At 71.8% G+C, this 15837-nt stretch carries 16 protein-coding genes; 9 read left to right on the top strand and 7 right to left on the bottom strand.

Annotation, left to right across the window (positions count from 1 at the left end; genetic code table 11):
- Positions 1-25: 25 nt before the first annotated feature.
- The 4 genes from CRM89_RS22670 to serS form a co-directional block, all read right to left on the bottom strand.
- A complete protein-coding gene (locus tag CRM89_RS22670) occupies positions 26-985 on the bottom strand; it encodes a DMT family transporter (RefSeq protein WP_229434810.1) in 960 nt (319 codons plus the stop codon).
- A gap of 49 nt (positions 986-1034) precedes the next feature.
- The gene (locus CRM89_RS22665; RefSeq protein ID WP_098086123.1) at positions 1035-2414 is read right to left on the bottom strand and encodes an MFS transporter; all 1380 of its coding nucleotides are present in this window, start codon (positions 2412-2414) and stop codon (positions 1035-1037) included.
- A 156-nt stretch (positions 2415-2570) separates the two neighbouring features.
- Entirely contained in the window at positions 2571-4334 is a 1764-nt protein-coding gene (locus CRM89_RS22660; RefSeq protein ID WP_228786790.1) for a bifunctional diguanylate cyclase/phosphodiesterase, read from the bottom strand.
- 220 nt (positions 4335-4554) lie between these two features.
- The gene (gene serS / locus CRM89_RS22655; RefSeq protein WP_098086121.1) at positions 4555-5817 is read right to left on the bottom strand and encodes a serine--tRNA ligase; all 1263 of its coding nucleotides are present in this window, start codon (positions 5815-5817) and stop codon (positions 4555-4557) included.
- A 110-nt stretch (positions 5818-5927) separates the two neighbouring features.
- On the opposite strand from serS, the gene CRM89_RS22650 reads away from it, so the two are divergent.
- From CRM89_RS22650 to CRM89_RS22630, 5 genes are all read left to right on the top strand, one after another.
- Positions 5928-7067 carry a septum formation family protein gene (locus CRM89_RS22650; RefSeq protein WP_371392070.1) on the top strand — a complete coding sequence of 380 codons (1140 nt, stop codon included), beginning with the start codon at positions 5928-5930 and terminating at the stop codon, positions 7065-7067.
- 12 nt (positions 7068-7079) lie between these two features.
- Positions 7080-7430: a metallopeptidase family protein gene (locus CRM89_RS22645; protein ID WP_011206667.1), complete on the top strand. Its 351-nt coding sequence runs from the start codon at positions 7080-7082 to the stop codon at positions 7428-7430.
- A gap of 101 nt (positions 7431-7531) precedes the next feature.
- On the top strand, positions 7532-7855 hold the full coding sequence (locus tag CRM89_RS22640) for a PE domain-containing protein (RefSeq protein ID WP_011206666.1): 324 nt from the start codon (positions 7532-7534) through the stop codon (positions 7853-7855).
- 40 nt (positions 7856-7895) lie between these two features.
- Complete coding sequence (locus tag CRM89_RS22635; protein ID WP_060593871.1) at positions 7896-9053, top strand: PPE domain-containing protein; 1158 nt, start codon at positions 7896-7898, stop codon at positions 9051-9053.
- On the top strand, positions 9050-9883 hold the full coding sequence (locus CRM89_RS22630) for an ESX secretion-associated protein EspG (protein ID WP_060593872.1): 834 nt from the start codon (positions 9050-9052) through the stop codon (positions 9881-9883). Before CRM89_RS22635 ends, CRM89_RS22630 begins: the two co-directional genes overlap by 4 nt.
- Positions 9884-9961: 78 nt before the next feature.
- Here the strand turns inward: CRM89_RS22630 and CRM89_RS22625 are convergent, their stop codons facing one another.
- The 3 genes from CRM89_RS22625 to CRM89_RS22615 all read right to left on the bottom strand — a co-directional run bounded on the left by CRM89_RS22625 (position 9962) and on the right by CRM89_RS22615 (position 12064).
- The gene (locus CRM89_RS22625) at positions 9962-10642 is read right to left on the bottom strand and encodes a histidine phosphatase family protein (protein ID WP_060593873.1); all 681 of its coding nucleotides are present in this window, start codon (positions 10640-10642) and stop codon (positions 9962-9964) included.
- Positions 10639-11553, bottom strand: coding sequence for a prephenate dehydratase (pheA, locus tag CRM89_RS22620; RefSeq protein WP_011206662.1), 915 nt, complete (start codon positions 11551-11553; stop codon positions 10639-10641). Before pheA ends, CRM89_RS22625 begins: the two co-directional genes overlap by 4 nt.
- Positions 11554-11638: 85 nt before the next feature.
- The gene (locus CRM89_RS22615; RefSeq protein WP_011206661.1) at positions 11639-12064 is read right to left on the bottom strand and encodes a hypothetical protein; all 426 of its coding nucleotides are present in this window, start codon (positions 12062-12064) and stop codon (positions 11639-11641) included.
- Positions 12065-12199: 135 nt separating this feature from the next.
- Between CRM89_RS22615 and CRM89_RS22610 the strand changes: the two genes are divergently transcribed.
- From CRM89_RS22610 to CRM89_RS22595, 4 genes are all read left to right on the top strand, one after another.
- Positions 12200-12961: a DUF2470 domain-containing protein gene (locus CRM89_RS22610; protein ID WP_060593874.1), complete on the top strand. Its 762-nt coding sequence runs from the start codon at positions 12200-12202 to the stop codon at positions 12959-12961.
- A 69-nt stretch (positions 12962-13030) separates the two neighbouring features.
- Positions 13031-13822, top strand: a complete 792-nt coding sequence (locus CRM89_RS22605) for a CPBP family intramembrane glutamic endopeptidase (protein ID WP_098086118.1) — start codon at positions 13031-13033, stop codon at positions 13820-13822.
- Between the two features lie 62 nt (positions 13823-13884).
- Complete coding sequence (locus CRM89_RS22600) at positions 13885-15213, top strand: LCP family protein (RefSeq protein ID WP_172964560.1); 1329 nt, start codon at positions 13885-13887, stop codon at positions 15211-15213.
- A 9-nt stretch (positions 15214-15222) separates the two neighbouring features.
- A complete protein-coding gene (locus CRM89_RS22595; protein WP_011206657.1) occupies positions 15223-15771 on the top strand; it encodes a ferritin in 549 nt (182 codons plus the stop codon).
- The last annotated feature ends 66 nt before the right edge of the window (positions 15772-15837 follow it).

Genomic DNA, 15837 nt, shown 5'->3' with positions numbered 1-15837 from the left:
GGCTACGGTGCGGCAAACCACCTGATCAGGCACGGTTCGGCCCGGTGGCCAGGGCGATCGCGACGAGCGTGAGCAGACAGCCGAGCAGCGACCACGGGGAGAGACCCGGGCCGGCGGGGACGAGCGTGTCGAGCGCCACCGAGGCGACCAGCTGCCCGGCCACCGAGGTGAGTCCGAGCAGCAGCACGCCGATCCAGCGCACCGTCAGCGCGGCCAGCGCGATGAACGCCACCCCGATCACCCCGCCCAGGTACAGCCACGGCTCGGTGGGGAACGCCCCGAGCCCGCGCAACGTCAGCACCACCACGGATTCCACGCCGAGCAGGACCGCGAACCCGACGGCGAAGTTCACCAACGCCGCCGAGCCGGCCCCGCCGACCGCCCCGACCCGTCCGTTGACCGCCTGCTGCCAGGCCAAGCCGATACCCGCCAGGGCGGGCAAGGCGATCAGCACCGGGTGCGGCACCTCGCGCACCGATTCCGGCAGCGCGAGCCCGGCCTGTCCGGCGTCGGTCCGGGTGCTCGTGGCCAGCACCACCGCGCCGATCGCGAGCACCGCGCCACCGGCGCGTCGCGGGGTCACCGGGGTCCGCCCGCTCGGGGCGAGCCCGGCGCGGTCGACCGCGAGGCTGCTCAGCAACTGTCCCGCGACGGCCGCAACGGTGAAGGCCGTGACACCGATCGCCGCCACGGTCAGCCCCTGGCTCGCGACGAAGAACGCGCCGAACAACCCGCCGAGCAGCTGCCAGCCACGCAGCTGCCCTTCGCCCAGCGCCCGCCGCACCGCCGCCAGGCCGGCCCGCAGCCGCCCGCTCGCCGCGAACGCCGCCGCCAACACCACCAACCCGGTGCCGAAACTGACGGTGGCGGCGGCGATTCCGTCGTGCAACCGCATCCCCAGCGCGCCGTTGATCCTGGCCTGCACCGCCACCCCCGCGCCGATGCAGAACCCGAACACCAGCCCCAGCCTCATCCGCGCGGTCACGTCCGCACGGTACCGCCCGCGGCGAGGTGGGCGATCGAAGCGCGCTGGCTCACCGCCCGTCGACGGTGGCCGGATCGGCGGCGGGGCGCGGCAACCACGACGGGGTCAGTGCGGCGACGCCGAGCATGAGCGCGCCGAGCACGGCGAGGGTCACCGCCATCGACAGCCAGGTCGCGGCGAGTGCGGCGAGCCCGAAGACCGCGAGGGCGACGACTTCGGCGAGCAGTCCGGACACCGAGGTGACGGTGGCACGGGCCGGGCCTTCGATGGCGTCCTGGAGGCGGGCATCGGCGACGATCTCGGCGTTGAGCACGGCGCCGTAGCCGACGCCGAGGGCGATGAAACCGGCCGCGGTGAGCGGATACACCCAGCCCGGGCGGCCGGCGGCCAGCCCAGCGACGAGGGCGCCGGCGACGAACAACAGGCCGCCCACGGCCACCATCACCGCCAGCCTGGGCCCCGGCCACCCGCTGGTGCGCCCGGCCAGCAGCGTGCCGGTCATCGAACCCACCACGGTCACCCCGATCAGCACCGGCACCACCGCCGTCGGCACACCCACCGACTGCGCGAGCAGGGCGAAGTACTCGTCGTAGGCGGTGATGCCGAACAGCATCGAACCCAACAGGACGGCACGGCGGATCCGGGGTGTCCGCACCGTCTCGCCCACCCCCGCCCGCAGCATCCGCAGGTACCGCGCGGCCACTCCGTCACCGCCCGCTACCGTCGTCGCGGCGCCGCCGGCAGCCACCGCCCGCGCGGGCGGCCCCGAATCCGCGTCGGCCACGGGACGTACCCGCCGCTCGCCCACGCTGTGCTCGGTGGCGCGCGGTTCACCGGGCACCGGCGGGTGACCGGGCACCACCGGCTCGGGTGCCGCGTCGATCTCGGCTACCGATCCGGCCTTCGGCACGCTCGGCAGCCCGCACGCGAGGGCCGTGTGGGCCAGCGCGATTGCCACGCTCAACCATCCGACCAGCCCGTATCCGCCGAGCGCGTACAGCGGCGCGGCGGCGAGGATCGCCACCACCACCGCGCCTTCCGCGGCGGCGCGGGCGTATCCCATCACCCGCGCGTACTCCCCCGCCCGCTCGCGCGCGGCCAGGTCGTCGTAGATCAGCGCCTCGAAGGTGCCCGATTCCAACGCCCCCGCCACACCCCACAGCACGAAGCCGAGAGCGAAACCGAGGTAGGACGGCGCGGCGGTCCAGACCGTGAACGCCGCCGCGACCAAGGCACCGCTGAGCACGAGCAGCCCGCGCCGGGACACCGTGTCCGCCCAGGCGCCGGAGGGCACCTCCAGCACGAACGACGTGATCGACCAGAGCGCGAACAGCGAAGAGATCTGCGCGGTGGTCAGGCCGTGGTCGGCGAACAGCAGCGCGTAGAGCGCGTAGAGCGGAACGAATTCGCGCGAGCCCTTGAAGAGCACCGCGCGCCACGCCAGCCCCCGGACATCACGCGGTAGGCGGACGCCGGGCGAGAATCAATAGCCACTGAAGAGTATCGCCATGCGACCAGACTGGTCCGAGCCGCCCCGCGCCGTCAAGAGCATTTCCGGCCGGGCCGTGGTCCGCCCGGATCGTGGTCAGCTGAGCGGTACCCAGCCGTTGGATGCCACCGTGTCCGCGCGCTCGGACTGGCCGGAACCGACCCGGCCCTGGCCGTAGTTGAGGTCGTTGATCAACTCCGACACCGGATGCGAATCGCTGTAGTGATAGCCCTGCGCCAGCGCGAACCCGAGTTCGGTGAGCACCGCGGCCTGGTACTCGGTCTCCACACCCTCGGCGATCACCTGGAGATCGAGCGCGTTGCTCAGCGCGGCGATGACGCCGAGCAGCGGCGGAGCGGGCGAGTCGGAGCGGATCGCGGCGACGAAGGACTGGTCCACCTTGAGGATGTCGCTGGGCAGGGTGGCCAGTCGGCTGAGCGAGGAGTAGCCGGTGCCGAAGTCGTCGATGGCGATCCGCACGCCGCGCTCGCGCAGGGTGTGCAGGTTGGCGATGGCGGTCTGGGATTCGGCGGCCAGCTCGCTCTCGGTCACCTCGAGCACCAGCTGGTCGGCGGGCCAGCCGGTGGCGGACAGGATGTCCGAGACCCGGTCGGCGTACCCGGCCTCCGCCAGTTCCAGTCCGCTGACGTTGACATTGAGCGTCAGGTCGAGCTGGGCGAAGGTCTCCTGCAACCGGGCCGCGTCGGCGCAGGCGCGGCGCAGCACCAGCTCGTCGAGGTCGGCGATGAGGTCGTACTCCTCGGCCACCCGGATCAGGCCCTCGGTGGTGACGTCGGGCTGCGCGCTCGACGACCAGCGCAGCAGTGCCTCCACGCCGACCGCCTTGCCGCCGCCCTCGGTGAGGCTGACGATCGGCTGGTAGTGCACGTCCAGCGCGCCGCGGTCGATGGCCTCACGCAGTTCCACCGCCAGCGGCAGCTGCCGCGAGGACTCCAGCACGGTCCGGTTCCGGCCCGCCTGCTTGGCCCGGTACAGGCCGACGTCGGCGCGACTGACCAGCAGCGATCCGGACTCGCCCGGCTGCCACGAGGTGACGCCCGCCGAGCAGCCGGTGGTGACCGCCGCGCGCAGCTGCTCGGTGAGCAGGATCGCGGCCTGTTCGGTGGTGTTGGGCAGCAGCAGCGCGAAGGCGTCGCCGCCGTAGCGGGCCAGCCGCTGGTCCGGGGCGAGCAGTTTCGACCAGGTGTCGGCGACCCGTTGCAGCACCGCGTCACCGGCGCGGTGGCCGAGATGGTCGTTGATCTTCTGGAAGCGGTCCAGGTCGACCAGCACCAGCGCCAGGCCCTGCCCGCTGCGGGTGGCGTGCTCGATGGCGGTGTTCAGCGCGCGGTCGAAGCCGCGGCGGTTGAGCAGGCCGGTGAGCACGTCGATGTCCGCCTCGGAGGCCATGCGCGTGAGGATGCCGACCACGACACCGACGCCGAACGTCACGCCCGCCGGGATGATCCCCGACCACCACGGCAGGTCCCTGGTCGGCAGCGACCACAGGCACAGCACCACCGCGAAGGCGATGTGCGCGGCGGCTTGCGGCCAGCGGAAGAACAGTGCGGCGTCGCAGGCGATGAAGACGTAGAAGGCGGCCAGGCTGATGGCGCCGACGGTGTTCGGGAACGCGTAGACCGCGATGGTGATCAACACGGTCGCGATGGCGACGTACCCGTGATGGATCCCGTGCGGCAACCGCGGACCCCAGGCGAGCAGCGTCAGGCCCAGCGCCAGCGCGATCGCCGCCGCCGTACCGACCAGCGGCCGATTACCCTCGTCGCCCGGAGCGACCGCGGTGATCACCAGGCCGAGCACGCCACCCATGACGTAGAACGCCCCGGTGGTCCTCGCCATGACCATTGCCGTCGCCAGCGCCGATGCCGCCCGCACCCGGGTTCGGGTATCGCCGCGCGCCCCGATTCCTCGCACGGAGAACAGCCTAGACACTGCGCATCACCGGAGTTGCCACATCCCGCAATTCGGGCAGGGCGAACGCTCGGCTATTGTCCGCCGCTCGAGTGTCCGTCGCTCGAGTGTCCGCCGCTCGAGTGTCCGCCGCTCGGGTGTCCGCCGGTCAGGCCGGTGGCCGCAGCACACCGGTGCCGACGAACGGCACCAGCGCGGCGGGCACCCGCACCGACCCGTCGGCCCGCTGATGGTTCTCCAGGATGGCCACGATCCACCGGGTGGTGGCCAGCGTGCCGTTCAGGGTCGCCGCGATCTGGGGTTTCCCGTTCTCGTCGCGGTAGCGCACCGACAGCCTGCGGGCCTGGAAGGTGGTGCAGTTGGAGGTCGAGGTCAGTTCCCGGTAGGTCTGCTGGCTCGGCACCCAGGCTTCGCAGTCGAACTTGCGCGCCGCCGAGCTGCCCAGATCGCCCGCCGCGACGTCGATGATGCGGTAGGGCACCTCGATCGCGGCCAGCATTTCCCGCTCCCAGGCCAGCAGCCGTTCGTGCTCGGCCTCGGCCTGGTCGGGCGTGGTGTAGACAAACATCTCGACCTTGTCGAACTGATGCACCCGGATGATGCCGCGGGTGTCCTTGCCGTAGCTGCCCGCCTCGCGACGGAAGCACGACGACCAGCCCGCGTAGCGCTTGGGACCGGCGCTGAGGTCGAGGATCTCGTCGGCGTGGTAGCCGGCCAGCGGCACCTCCGAGGTGCCGACCAGGTACATGTCGTCGTCGGCGAGGTGGTAGACCTCCGCGGCGTGCCTGCCGAGGAAGCCGGTGCCCGCCATCACCTCCGGGCGCACCAGCACCGGCGGGATCATCATGGTGAAGCCGTTGGCGACCGCCTTCTGCGCGGCCAGTTGCAGCAGGCCCAGTTGCAGCAGCGCGCCGTGGCCGGTGAGGAAGTAGAAGCGCGAGCCGGAGACCTTGGCGCCGCGCTCCATGTCCATCAGGCCGAGCGCCTCGCCGAGTTCGAGGTGGTCCTTGGGCTCGAAGTCGAACTCCGGCGGGGTGCCCACGGTCTCGAGCACGACGTAGTCGTCCTCACCGCCGGCCGGAACGGCGGGCAGCACCACGTTCGACAGCGCGCGATGGGCGGCGTCGAGATCGGCGTCGGCCGCGTGCTGGGCGGCTTCGGCCTCCTTGACCTTGACCGACAGCTCCTGCGCGCGCGCCAGCAGCGCGGATCGCTCCTCCTTGGGCGCCTTCCCGATCTGTTTGCTCATCGCCTTCTGCTCGGCGCGCAGATTGTCGGCGGTGGCGACCGCCGCACGCCGGGCCGCGTCCGCCTCGAGCAGTGCGTCGACGAGGGCGGGGTCTTCGCCGCGGGCACGCTGCGAGGCGCGCACCGCGTCGGGGTCCTCCCGCAGGAGTCGGAGGTCGATCATGGGCAGTCAGCCTAGTCGGCGCCGCGTGAGCCAGTCACACCGATATTCCGCCAGGTCGTGGCACCGCATGGGAGCTGCTGCCATGATGGAGCGCGATGTCCTCCGATGATGTGTCCCAGGATGATGTGTCCCAGACACCGCAGCAGCCCCGGCCGGGGGCGGGCAGGCCGGCGCGCGCACGTCGGTCCCGCGCAGGCTCGGGGAACGATTCCGCCCTGGCCCGGGTGCGCGAGGTGCGCCTGTCGGCGCCGAAACTGCGCTGGGGGCTGCTCGCCGCGGCCGCCGGCGCGGTGGTCGCCGCGCTGGTGACGCTGTTCGTGACGGGCTTCGAGAACGAGAAGGGGCTGGAGGCCCACAATCCCGCCGCACCCGCGCACACCGTGCTGGACAAGGAGTTCGGCACCGCCTCCGCCGGCGACTGCCTGACCTGGAGCAAGCCCGACCGCAGCGACCTGATGAAGGTCGCCTGCGACAACCGGCACCTGTTCGAGGTGGCCGCCGATATCGACATGAGCCGTTACCCCGGAGTGGAGTTCGGCCCGGGCTCCCGCTTCCCGGATTCGCTGCGCCTGACCGAACTCAAGGAGGAGCACTGCGTGCCCGCGGTGCAGCGGTACATGAACGGCAAGTTCGACCCGCGCGGCCGCTACGTGGTCGGTCTGATGTATCCGAGCCCGGAGGGCTGGAAGAACGGCGACCGCACGCTGCGCTGCGGCCTGCAGTTCTCGGCCAGCACCGGCGCGCCGCTGCCCACCACCGGCAGCGCGGCCACGCAGGACCAGTCCAAGGTCTTCGCGGCGGGCACCTGCCTCGGCATCAACCAGAACCTGCCCACCGATCCGGTGGACTGCGCGCAGGAGCACGCGGTGGAGATCGTGTCCACGGTCGATCTGGGCACGCACTTCACCGGCGGCCCGCCCGCCAAGGCCGATCAGGACAAGTTCGTCGAGGAGCAGTGCACCACGGCGGTCAACGACTATCTCGGCTCGCCCGACGCCATCCGCAACAAGACGCTGACGCTGTTCTTCGACTACGTCGACGCGCGCAGCTGGCTGGCGGGCAGCCGCAAGCTGGACTGCATGATCGGCAAGGGCACCGACCGGGAGGGCTTCGCCCCCATCATCGGCTCCGCCCGCGGCGACATCCTGATCAACGGGCAAGCCCCTGTGCCACCGCCGAATTCGGGCCGGTCCACCCCCACCCCGCTGCCCGGCGCCGCCCCGCTGCCGCCGCAGCCGCAGCCGCGGTAGGCGCATCGGCACATGGCGGTCTCCATGTCCGAGGACCGGTTCGAGGAGCTGGTCTCCGATGCGCTCGACCTCATCCCGCCCGAATTGACCGGCGCCATCGACAATGTCGTGGTGCTGATCGAGCCACGCGACCCCGACGACCCGCACCTGCTCGGGCTCTACCGCGGCATCGCGCTGACCGAGCGCGACAGTCATTACGGCGGTGCGCTTCCCGACACCGTGACCATCTATCGCGACGCGATCCTGGAGATCTGTGCCGACGAGGCCGAGGTGGTCGAGGAGGTCGCGGTGACCGTGATCCACGAGATCGCGCACTACTTCGGGATTGACGAAGAGCGGCTGCATCAGTTGGGATGGGGTTAGAGGGGATTCGATGGAACCGATCGCGTGGCTGTCGCGTCCTATCACTCGTAGGGGGAATTCTTGTGGTTCCGCCCATAGCCGCCACTAGAAGGAGTCGAGTCATGGTTGGCCACGTATCGATCTCGCCCGAGCTCATTCTCGCCGCCGCCGCCGAGCTGGACCTGCTCGCCGAGCGGCTGGCCGCGGCCGCCACGCTGAGCGGCCCCGCCACCCACGTGCTGCCCTCCGGTGCGGAAGAGGTCTCGCTCCTGGCCGCCCAGCACTTCAACAAGGCGGCCGCCACCCACGATCATTCGATCGCCCAGGGCATCCTCGAACTGCACCACGCGGCCAACGTCCTGCGCATGCAGCTGGCCACGCACGTCGCGGAGGACGTCGTCAAGGCGGGTGTCATGAACAGCGTCGCCGGAACCATCGGGGCCTGATCCGCGCCATCGCGCGTGATCGACGAACAGGGGAGAAAACATGACCGCAGGTATCACCGGGGTGTTCTGGCTGCCCCGCATGGCCGAAGCCAATTCCATCGCGCTGAACGCGGGCGCGCACGCCGTCCCGATCTCGGCGGCGGCCACCGCCTGGGGTGCGCTCACCGCGGCCTGGGTGGACGCGACCGCCACCGTCACGCGGGTGATGGCCGAGCTCGGCGTCGGCATGCAGGGTGTCAACGGTATCGCGGCGCTTTCGCGGCTGGTCGGGTTCACCGGCTGGGCCGAGCAGCAGGGCGTCATGGCCGCCGCGATGGGCTCCAAGGCCGCCGCCAACGCCACCGCCTACACCGTGGCGTCGCTGGCGATGCCCAGCCTGCCCGAGATCCTCGCCACCAACGCCGCCGTGGTCGCCTCGGCCAACCCGGCGGGCGCGGTGTCCGGCGCGTTCGAGGCCGCCGAGCTGGCCAAGCACGCGATGGACCTGCGCGCGGCCCTGGTGATGGAGACCTACGAGGCGGCCACCACCGCCGTCGTCACCACGCCCGGCGAGTTCCAGGCGCCGCCGCCGATCGCCGACGGCGCGGGCACCGCGTCCCCGGCGCAGTCCGCCGAGACCTCGTTCCAGGGCGATCCGGTGCAGACCGCGCTCGCGACCGCCGCGTCCGTGGTGAACAACCCGGCCGTGGTCAGCGCCGCCACCCAGGCGGCCAACGTCGCGGGCACCGTCGCGACCTCCGGCGTCAGCACGGTCGGCAACCTCGGCGCGAGCGCCATCGCCGCCGCCACCGGCGCCGCACCGGCGGCCCCGGTCGCCGCGGCCCCGGCCGCCGTCATGGGGGCGGGTCCGGCCGCGGGCGGTGCGGGTGCGGCGGCCACCCGGTCGGCCACGGTCGGCCTGGGCGGTTCGGTCAACCTGCAGAACGGTTCGCTCAAGCTGCCGGAGGGCTGGGGCTCGGGCCTGCAGTCCGCCGCACCGGCGGCGACGCCGGCCACCGAGGTGGTCGCCCGGGTGGAGACCGCGCCCGCGCGCGCCGCCAACGCACCGGGCAGCCCGCTGCTCGGCCGCACCCAGTCGGCCGAGGACGAGGAGACCGAGCACAAGGCCGCGGACTACCTGCGTGGCGATCACTTCGGCGACGGCCGCTACGCCGCGGACGGGGTGATCGGCGCCGATCCCGCCGGGACGGCTCGGTGACGATCCTCGGTGCGGGCCGCGGTCCGTCGATGCTCGGCGGCGTCACCCTGGCGCTGGACGAGATGCAGTTCCTTCTGGAGAAGCTGGAGTTCGACGAACTACCGGTCGTGCTGCAGGCGGTCGGCCGCTACGACAACCAGGCCGACCACGACGCGGCGATGCAGGTCGCCGAGAACTCCCTCGTCGAGCGGGATCTCCTGATCGACGGGGTGGTGCACCGGGAACTCGAGGACCGGTTGCGCACGCTCTACCGCCCGCACTGGGTGCTGGCGTTGCGCCTGGTCGTCGAGGGGCAGGTCAGCAGGATGTGCCTGGCGCAGGGCGACGACATGGCCGTCGTCGCCCTGCGCGGGCCGCAGTCCTACGTGGTCGACGAGGTGGACGAGGACCTGCCGGGTCCGCTCGTCGCCGCGCTCGGTTCGGCCGAGCCGCTCGAACTGGAGAGCATGAACGCCCAAACCGAGTTGCTCGCCCCGATTTTCGGCGACGCCGGGGACTCCGCGGCCACCGCGAATCGGCTCGCCAAGGTCTGCCAGCCCGCCCGGGACGTGCAGACCCTGGCCTCCGCGCTGGTCGAGATCCGTTCGCACACCCAGATTTCCGGGGTGGTCTACGGCGACGGCACCCGCGAGATCGCCGACAGCCACGTCGCCGTGTTCGACACCAGGGGCGGCCGGATCGTGTTGACCGCCAGCGTCGCCGACGACGGCACCAAATGGACCTCGATCAGCAGCGGCACCACGGCCCGGCTGCGGACCGCGATCCAAGATCTCATCGACTCGTTGCCCGAGCGCGAGAAGTTCCCGCCGGTCGTCACCGAACCGATCTGAGCCGCGGCCCACTGCCGCGGCCGATCAGCCCGTCGGATCTGCTCGGCCCGTCGGAACCGCTCAGCCCGTCGGAACTGCTCAGCCCATCGGATCATCGGCGGTCGGCGACACCTCGTACCCGAACGGTGGCACGAACCTGCCCCACCGCACGCATTCCCAGCCGCCGTCCAGACGCGGCACCAGCTCGATGGTCTCGGTGTTGTCCAGGTGGTTGTTCGTGGTGAACGGCGGGCCGACCCCGGTCAGCGTGCGCGCGACCAGGCGCATGGCCGCGCCGTGGTTCACCAGCAGCACATCGCCGGTGTTGGCCTCCGGATCGAGGAAACGCTGCCGCAGGTCCTCGATCACGGGCAGGAACCGGTCCAGTACGTCCGCGCCGGATTCGCCGCCGGGCACCGCCACCTTCAGATCGCCTTCGTGCCAGGCCCGGTAGATGCGCTGGAAGGTACGGTGCGCCTCTTCGTCGTTGAGGCCCTCCAGGTCACCGGCCTGCACCTCGTGCACACCCTCGAGCACCGACGCGGCCACTCCGGTCGCGGCCTCGATGAAACTCGCGGTCTGCCTGGCTCGCAGCGCCTCCGAGGTGAACAGCACCCGCGGCGGCGTCAGCAGCGTCGAGCCGAACGTCTTCGCCTGCGCCGCACCGCGTTCGGTCAACGGCAGGCCGGGCACCCTGGTGTCCAGCAGCTTGGCCACGTTGCCCTCGGTCTCGCCGTGCCGGACCAGGATCAGCCTGCCCGCGGAACCCGCCCCCGTCATAGGTCCGCCACTCCCTTCCGTAGCTGCGTCAGCCACTGCGCCGCCTCCTCGTCCGAGGGTGGTGGCGTGCCGGTCGCGGAGGTCGCGGGCCACGAGCCGAGGAACCGGATGCGAGCGGTCCGGTGCAGCGCCTTCAATGCCTCGGCGACCGCGGCGTCGTCGATGTGGCCGACGCAATCCAGATAGAACCGATAGGTGCCCAGACCCGTTCGGGTCGGCCGCGATTCGATGCGGGTGAGGTCGATGCCCCGGGTGGCGAACTCGGCGAACGCCCGCATCAGCGAGCCGGGCACGTTCGGCAGTTCCAGCACGATCGAGGTGCGGTCGGCGCCGGTGGCGGGCGGTGCCACGCAGGGGCGGCGCACCAGCACGAAGCGGGTCACCGCCTGCTCGTAGTCGACCACTTTCGAAGCCAGCGCCACCAGGCCGAGCCGCTGGCCGGCCAACGCCGTCGACACCGCCGCCTCCGCGTGCCCGGCCACCACGTCCTCGGCCGCCGCCGCGTTGGACGCCGAGGTGTACATCCGCACCTGCGGCAGCGTGCGCTCGACCCACATCCGCACCTGCGCCGCCGCCACCGGGAACGCCGCCAGCGTGCGTACGTCGGCCAGCGTGGTGCCCGGCCTGGCCAGGATCTCGAAACTGACCTCCAGCTCGGTCTCGGCCACGATCTGCAGCCGCGGGCCGATCGCCAGCGAATCGAGGGTGGCCGAGATGGAGCCCTCGATCGAGCTCTCGATCGGCACCACGGCGCCCTCGACGGCGCCGGATCGGATCAGATCCAGCGCCGCCGGTTGCGACGGGGCGGCGACCCGCTCGACGGGGCCATCGAAATGGCCGGAGGATTCGAGCTCGGCCAGGGCCATCTCGGTGAACGTTCCGGTGGGTCCGAAGTAGGCGATACGCGGCACGACTACGACTGTATTGAATTTCTGTGACCGCGCGCCCCCGCTTTCCGCGACCGGGCCGCGAACGGCCGCGTTCGCGCGCTTCCGGTCAGGGTTCCAGGACCGCGAGTGCGGCGCGGACCGCCTCGGGCTGCTCGGTCTCCACCGCCAGCAACACGCCGCGGACCGCCTCGATCGCGGGCGGTTTCAGGGCGGTCAGGAAGGCGAGGTCCGGCGCGGCGAGGGCGGCGCGGATGTCCTCTCCGCACAGTGCGGCGGCGGTGGCGGCGACCACGGCCAGCGCGCGCGGGCCGCTGTCGGTGCGGGCGAGGTAGCCGGTCTCGGCGTGAGCGATGGCGGCGAGGAAGTCGGCGACCTCGGCGTCGCTGCCGTCGGCGTGCAGAACGGGAGCCTCCGGTCGCGGCGTCACCGGGCGGACCAGTCCCGCCACGAGGCTGCGACGGGCCGGGGTGCTGAGGGTGACGAGGACGGGCTCGTGCGGCGGGTTACCTGCGGGAGTCGGTGCATCGGCCACCCGGCCACGGTATCCCCCGCGGCGTCGCCGCTCGGCGGCGGTGCGGACGCGGCCGCGCGTAAGGGTTGCAGATCACACCTTCCTCACTTAGCTTAGGTTTACCTAAATCGCCGCCGCATCCTTCCGGAGGTCCGCATGCCGAATCCCGTCCTCGCGCCGAGCACTGCCGAACGGGTGCGCAGCGCCTGCGCACACGCGGAACAGGCCGTGCTCGCCCTGCCCGGCATCGACCCCACGCCGACCTCGGTGCATCACCTGCGCCAGTGCGGCGACGTGGTGATCGCCGTGCCCGCGGGGTCGGTGGCCGCCGTGCTGACGGCGAACTCGGGGCCGGGTGGCGCCGCGGCGGTGCTCGAGCTCACCGATCACGCGCCGCTGCCGCTGCGCGAGCCGGTGCGGGCGCTGGTCTGGCTGCGCGGTGCGGTGCGCACGGTGCCGCAGTCGGCGCAGCGGGCGTTGGCCGGCGAGGTCGCCAAGGAGTTCCCGCACCCGGAACTGCTCGACGTCGGCCACGGCGCCACCCTGCTGCGGCTGGTGATCGACACCGCGGTGATGGCCGACGCGACCGGCGCGGAATCGGTGCGCGTGGAGGAACTCCGCTCGGCCCAGCCGGATCCGTTCTGCCAGATGGAGTCGGCCTGGCTGCAACACCTCGACGCCGACCACCCCGACATCCTCGAGCAACTGGCCCGGCACCTGCCGCCGCGGCTGCAGACCGGCGCCGTGCACCCGCTGGCCATCGACCGCTACGGCCTGACCCTGCGCGTCGAAGGCCACGACGGCGACCACGACGTGCGGTTGCCGTTCACCGCGCCCGTCGACGACGTCGAGGCGCTGAGCCGGGCGGTGCGGGCGCTGGCCGGCTGCCCCTTCCTCAACGGATTGCGCCGGATCTGACCATCGCACCGGGCACGCGGCCCCGACTTGCCGCGCCGCCCGGATTCCGCGCCGCCTAGATTCGGGGGCATGCCAGCCGAGTCGCCCGCCCGCCGCGAGGAGTCCGAGCCCACCGATCGGGAGCGGTCGGCGATCCGCCTGGAAATCGCGATCGTCCTGGTGGTCACCTTCGGGCTGAGCGGATTCGGCGCGGCGCTCGCGCTGCTGGACAGCGCCCTCTCCCCGGAGGGCCTCGGCGGCCGGACGGTGGCGCTCAATGCCTCTCGCTCGAGCAATTCCCTGCTGGACCTGCTCTTCCAGCTCGTCGGCGTGCTGCGGCTGGCCGCGTGGGCGGCGCTCGGGCTGTATCTGCTGTGGCGCAGCGGGATCGGACCCAAGCTGATCGGGCTCGGCCGCCCGCGACCGCGCGTCGATCTGCCGCCGGGGCTGGTGCTGGCGGCGGTCATCGGGCTGCCCGGGCTCGGGCTGTACCTGGTCGCGCACGCGATGGGGGTCAGCGTGACCATCGTGCCGAGTTCCCTGGACGAGCACTGGTGGCGGCTGCCGGTGCTGCTGCTGTCGGCCTGCGCGAATTCGGTCGCCGAGGAGGTGCTGGTCGTCGGCTATCTGCTGACCCGGCTGCGGCAGCTGGGCTGGTCGGCCAACTCGGCTGTGCTGGCCTCGGCACTGCTGCGCGGCAGCTACCACCTCTACCAGGGGCTCGGCGGCGGGCTGGGGAACCTGGTGATGGGCCTGATCTTCGGCCGCTACTGGCAGCGGACGAACAAGCTGTGGCCGCTGGTGATCGCGCACGCCACCATCGACGCGGTGGCCTACCTCGGATACGTGGCGTTGCGCGGACGTGTGGGCTGGCTGCCGTGAGCGGGCGGGCGGTCTGCGACCAGTCCCCTTTCCGCACCGCCGGACAGTAGAGTCGACGGGTGATGAACGGCGACGACCCCCGCAACGCGCGGACGCGCCGGGTGCCGCCGCCGCAGGGCCGCCCCGGCATGCCGCACCAGCGTGATCCGCGCGCGGCCGACCCGGGCCACGGCGCGCCCAGCCACCGGCCCGCTCCCCCGCCGCGCCCCGTCGAGCCGACGAAGAAGCTGTACCGCGACGCCGCGCCGCACCAACCGCTGGCGTACTCGCAGGTACCCCAGGAACCGCCGCCCCGGCTGCGCCGGACCGACCACGCGCCCACGCAGACGCCGGAGCCCTTCGAGGATCCCCGCGCGCACCGGCCGCCGCGCAGGCCCGTCCCGCCGCCACCGCCGGCCGCCCCGCCGCGCAGGCGTGACCCGGCGCCGCGCCCGCCGCGCCCGCGCCGCAAGCGGCACCCGTTCCGTTGGTTCCTGATCTTCCTGCTGGTGCTGGTGATCGGTTCCGTGGCCGGTGTCATCCACCTGGACGGCAAACTCACCAGGATCGACGCGCTCGCCGGGTATGCCGATCGGGTCGGCGACACCCCCGGCACGAACTGGTTGCTGGTCGGCTCCGACGGCCGCGGCGGACTGACCGCCGAACAGGAACAGGAGCTGGCCACCGGTGGCGAGGTGGGCCCGGAGCGCACCGACACGATTATGCTGGTGCACATCCCCCGCTCCGGGAAGACCACCCTGGTCAGCCTGCCGCGCGACTCCTACGTGAGCATCCCGGGCCACGGCCGCGACAAGCTCAACGCCTCGTTCGCGCTCGGTGGCCCGCAGCTGCTGGTGCAGACCGTCGAAATCGCGACCGGATTGCGCATCGACCACTACGCGCAGATCGGCTTCGCCGGTTTCGCGAACGTGGTCGACACCCTCGGCGGCATCGAGGTGTGCCTGCCGCAGGCGATCGACGATCCGCTGGCGGGCATCGATCTGCCTGCGGGCTGCCAGGAGCTCGACGGGCCGCAGGCGCTCGGCTTCGTGCGCACCCGCGCCACCGCGCTGGCCGACATCGACCGGATGAACAACCAGCGCCTGTTCATGTCCGCCCTGCTGGAGAAGGCCACCAGCGCCTCGACCCTGGCCAACCCGTTCACGCTGTGGCCGTTGGCGTCGGACATCGCGCGGTCGTTGAAGGTCGACGAGGGCGATCACCTGTGGGATCTGGGCAGGCTCGGCTGGGCGATGCGGGGCGACACCGTGGCGACCACCGTGCCCGTCGGCGGCTTCGACGACGTCTCCGGCAGCGGCAACGTGGTGTTGTGGGACAAGAACCGGGCCGGGGCGTTCTTCGAGGCACTCGCCGACGACAGGCAGATTCCGGACGACCTGCTCACGCGGTAGCGTCGGAGCATGAGCGGAAGTGAAGTCGCCGAGGCGTTTCCGGCATTGTTGAACGCACAGATCCGGCGCGGTTTCACCGTCGCGCAGCAGTACCTGGCGGGCGCGGTCTACTTCGACGTCCGCCGACTGCCCCGGCTGGCCGGCCACTGTTATCTGCGCCACGAACACCACCGCGGGCACGCCCTGCGGATGGTCCAGTACCTGCTCGACCGCGACCTGCCCGTCCGGGTCGGCGGGCTCGACGGTGTGCAGTCCGACTTCGACTCCGAGCGGGAGGCGGTCGCGCTGCTGCTCGCCGCCGAGCGCGCCTACACCGACGAGGTGACCGCGCTGACCGCCGCCGCCCGGGATTCGGCGGACTACCTCGGCGAACAGTTCATGCAGTGGTTCCTGCGCGAGCAGCTGGACGCGGTCGCCGGAATGACCACACTGCTGTCGGTGCTGGAGCGCCGGGGCGGAAATCTGTTCGATGTCGAGGAGTTCGTGGCGCGGGAACTGAAGCCCGGGAAAGGCGCCGACCCCACCGCTCCGAAAATGGCTGGGGCAGGGCACATTTAATTAGGCAATACTATCCTCAATTAGGGTGTACTTGGATGACAAGCGCTCTGACCAGCGTTAATGTCG

Origin of the sequence: Nocardia sp. FDAARGOS_372 (genome assembly GCF_002554515.1) — a bacterium.
Lineage (GTDB): Bacteria > Actinomycetota > Actinomycetes > Mycobacteriales > Mycobacteriaceae > Nocardia > Nocardia farcinica.
The sequence above is the reverse complement of the archived record's forward strand: the minus strand, read 5'-3'. Positions and strand labels throughout refer to the sequence as shown.

Excerpts from the sequence above, each read along its gene's own strand:
- CRM89_RS22660 (WP_228786790.1), bottom strand. The coding sequence starts at position 4,334 with ATGGCGAGGACCACCGGGGCGTTCTACGTCATGGGTGGCGTGCTCGGC.
- serS (WP_098086121.1), bottom strand. The coding sequence starts at position 5,817 with ATGATCGACCTCCGACTCCTGCGGGAGGACCCCGACGCGGTGCGCGCC.
- CRM89_RS22645 (WP_011206667.1), top strand. The coding sequence starts at position 7,080 with ATGGCGGTCTCCATGTCCGAGGACCGGTTCGAGGAGCTGGTCTCCGAT.
- CRM89_RS22640 (WP_011206666.1), top strand. The coding sequence starts at position 7,532 with ATGGTTGGCCACGTATCGATCTCGCCCGAGCTCATTCTCGCCGCCGCC.
- CRM89_RS22635 (WP_060593871.1), top strand. The coding sequence starts at position 7,896 with ATGACCGCAGGTATCACCGGGGTGTTCTGGCTGCCCCGCATGGCCGAA.
- CRM89_RS22625 (WP_060593873.1), bottom strand. The coding sequence starts at position 10,642 with ATGACGGGGGCGGGTTCCGCGGGCAGGCTGATCCTGGTCCGGCACGGC.
- CRM89_RS22610 (WP_060593874.1), top strand. The coding sequence starts at position 12,200 with ATGCCGAATCCCGTCCTCGCGCCGAGCACTGCCGAACGGGTGCGCAGC.
- CRM89_RS22605 (WP_098086118.1), top strand. The coding sequence starts at position 13,031 with ATGCCAGCCGAGTCGCCCGCCCGCCGCGAGGAGTCCGAGCCCACCGAT.
- CRM89_RS22600 (WP_172964560.1), top strand. The coding sequence starts at position 13,885 with ATGAACGGCGACGACCCCCGCAACGCGCGGACGCGCCGGGTGCCGCCG.
- CRM89_RS22595 (WP_011206657.1), top strand. The coding sequence starts at position 15,223 with ATGAGCGGAAGTGAAGTCGCCGAGGCGTTTCCGGCATTGTTGAACGCA.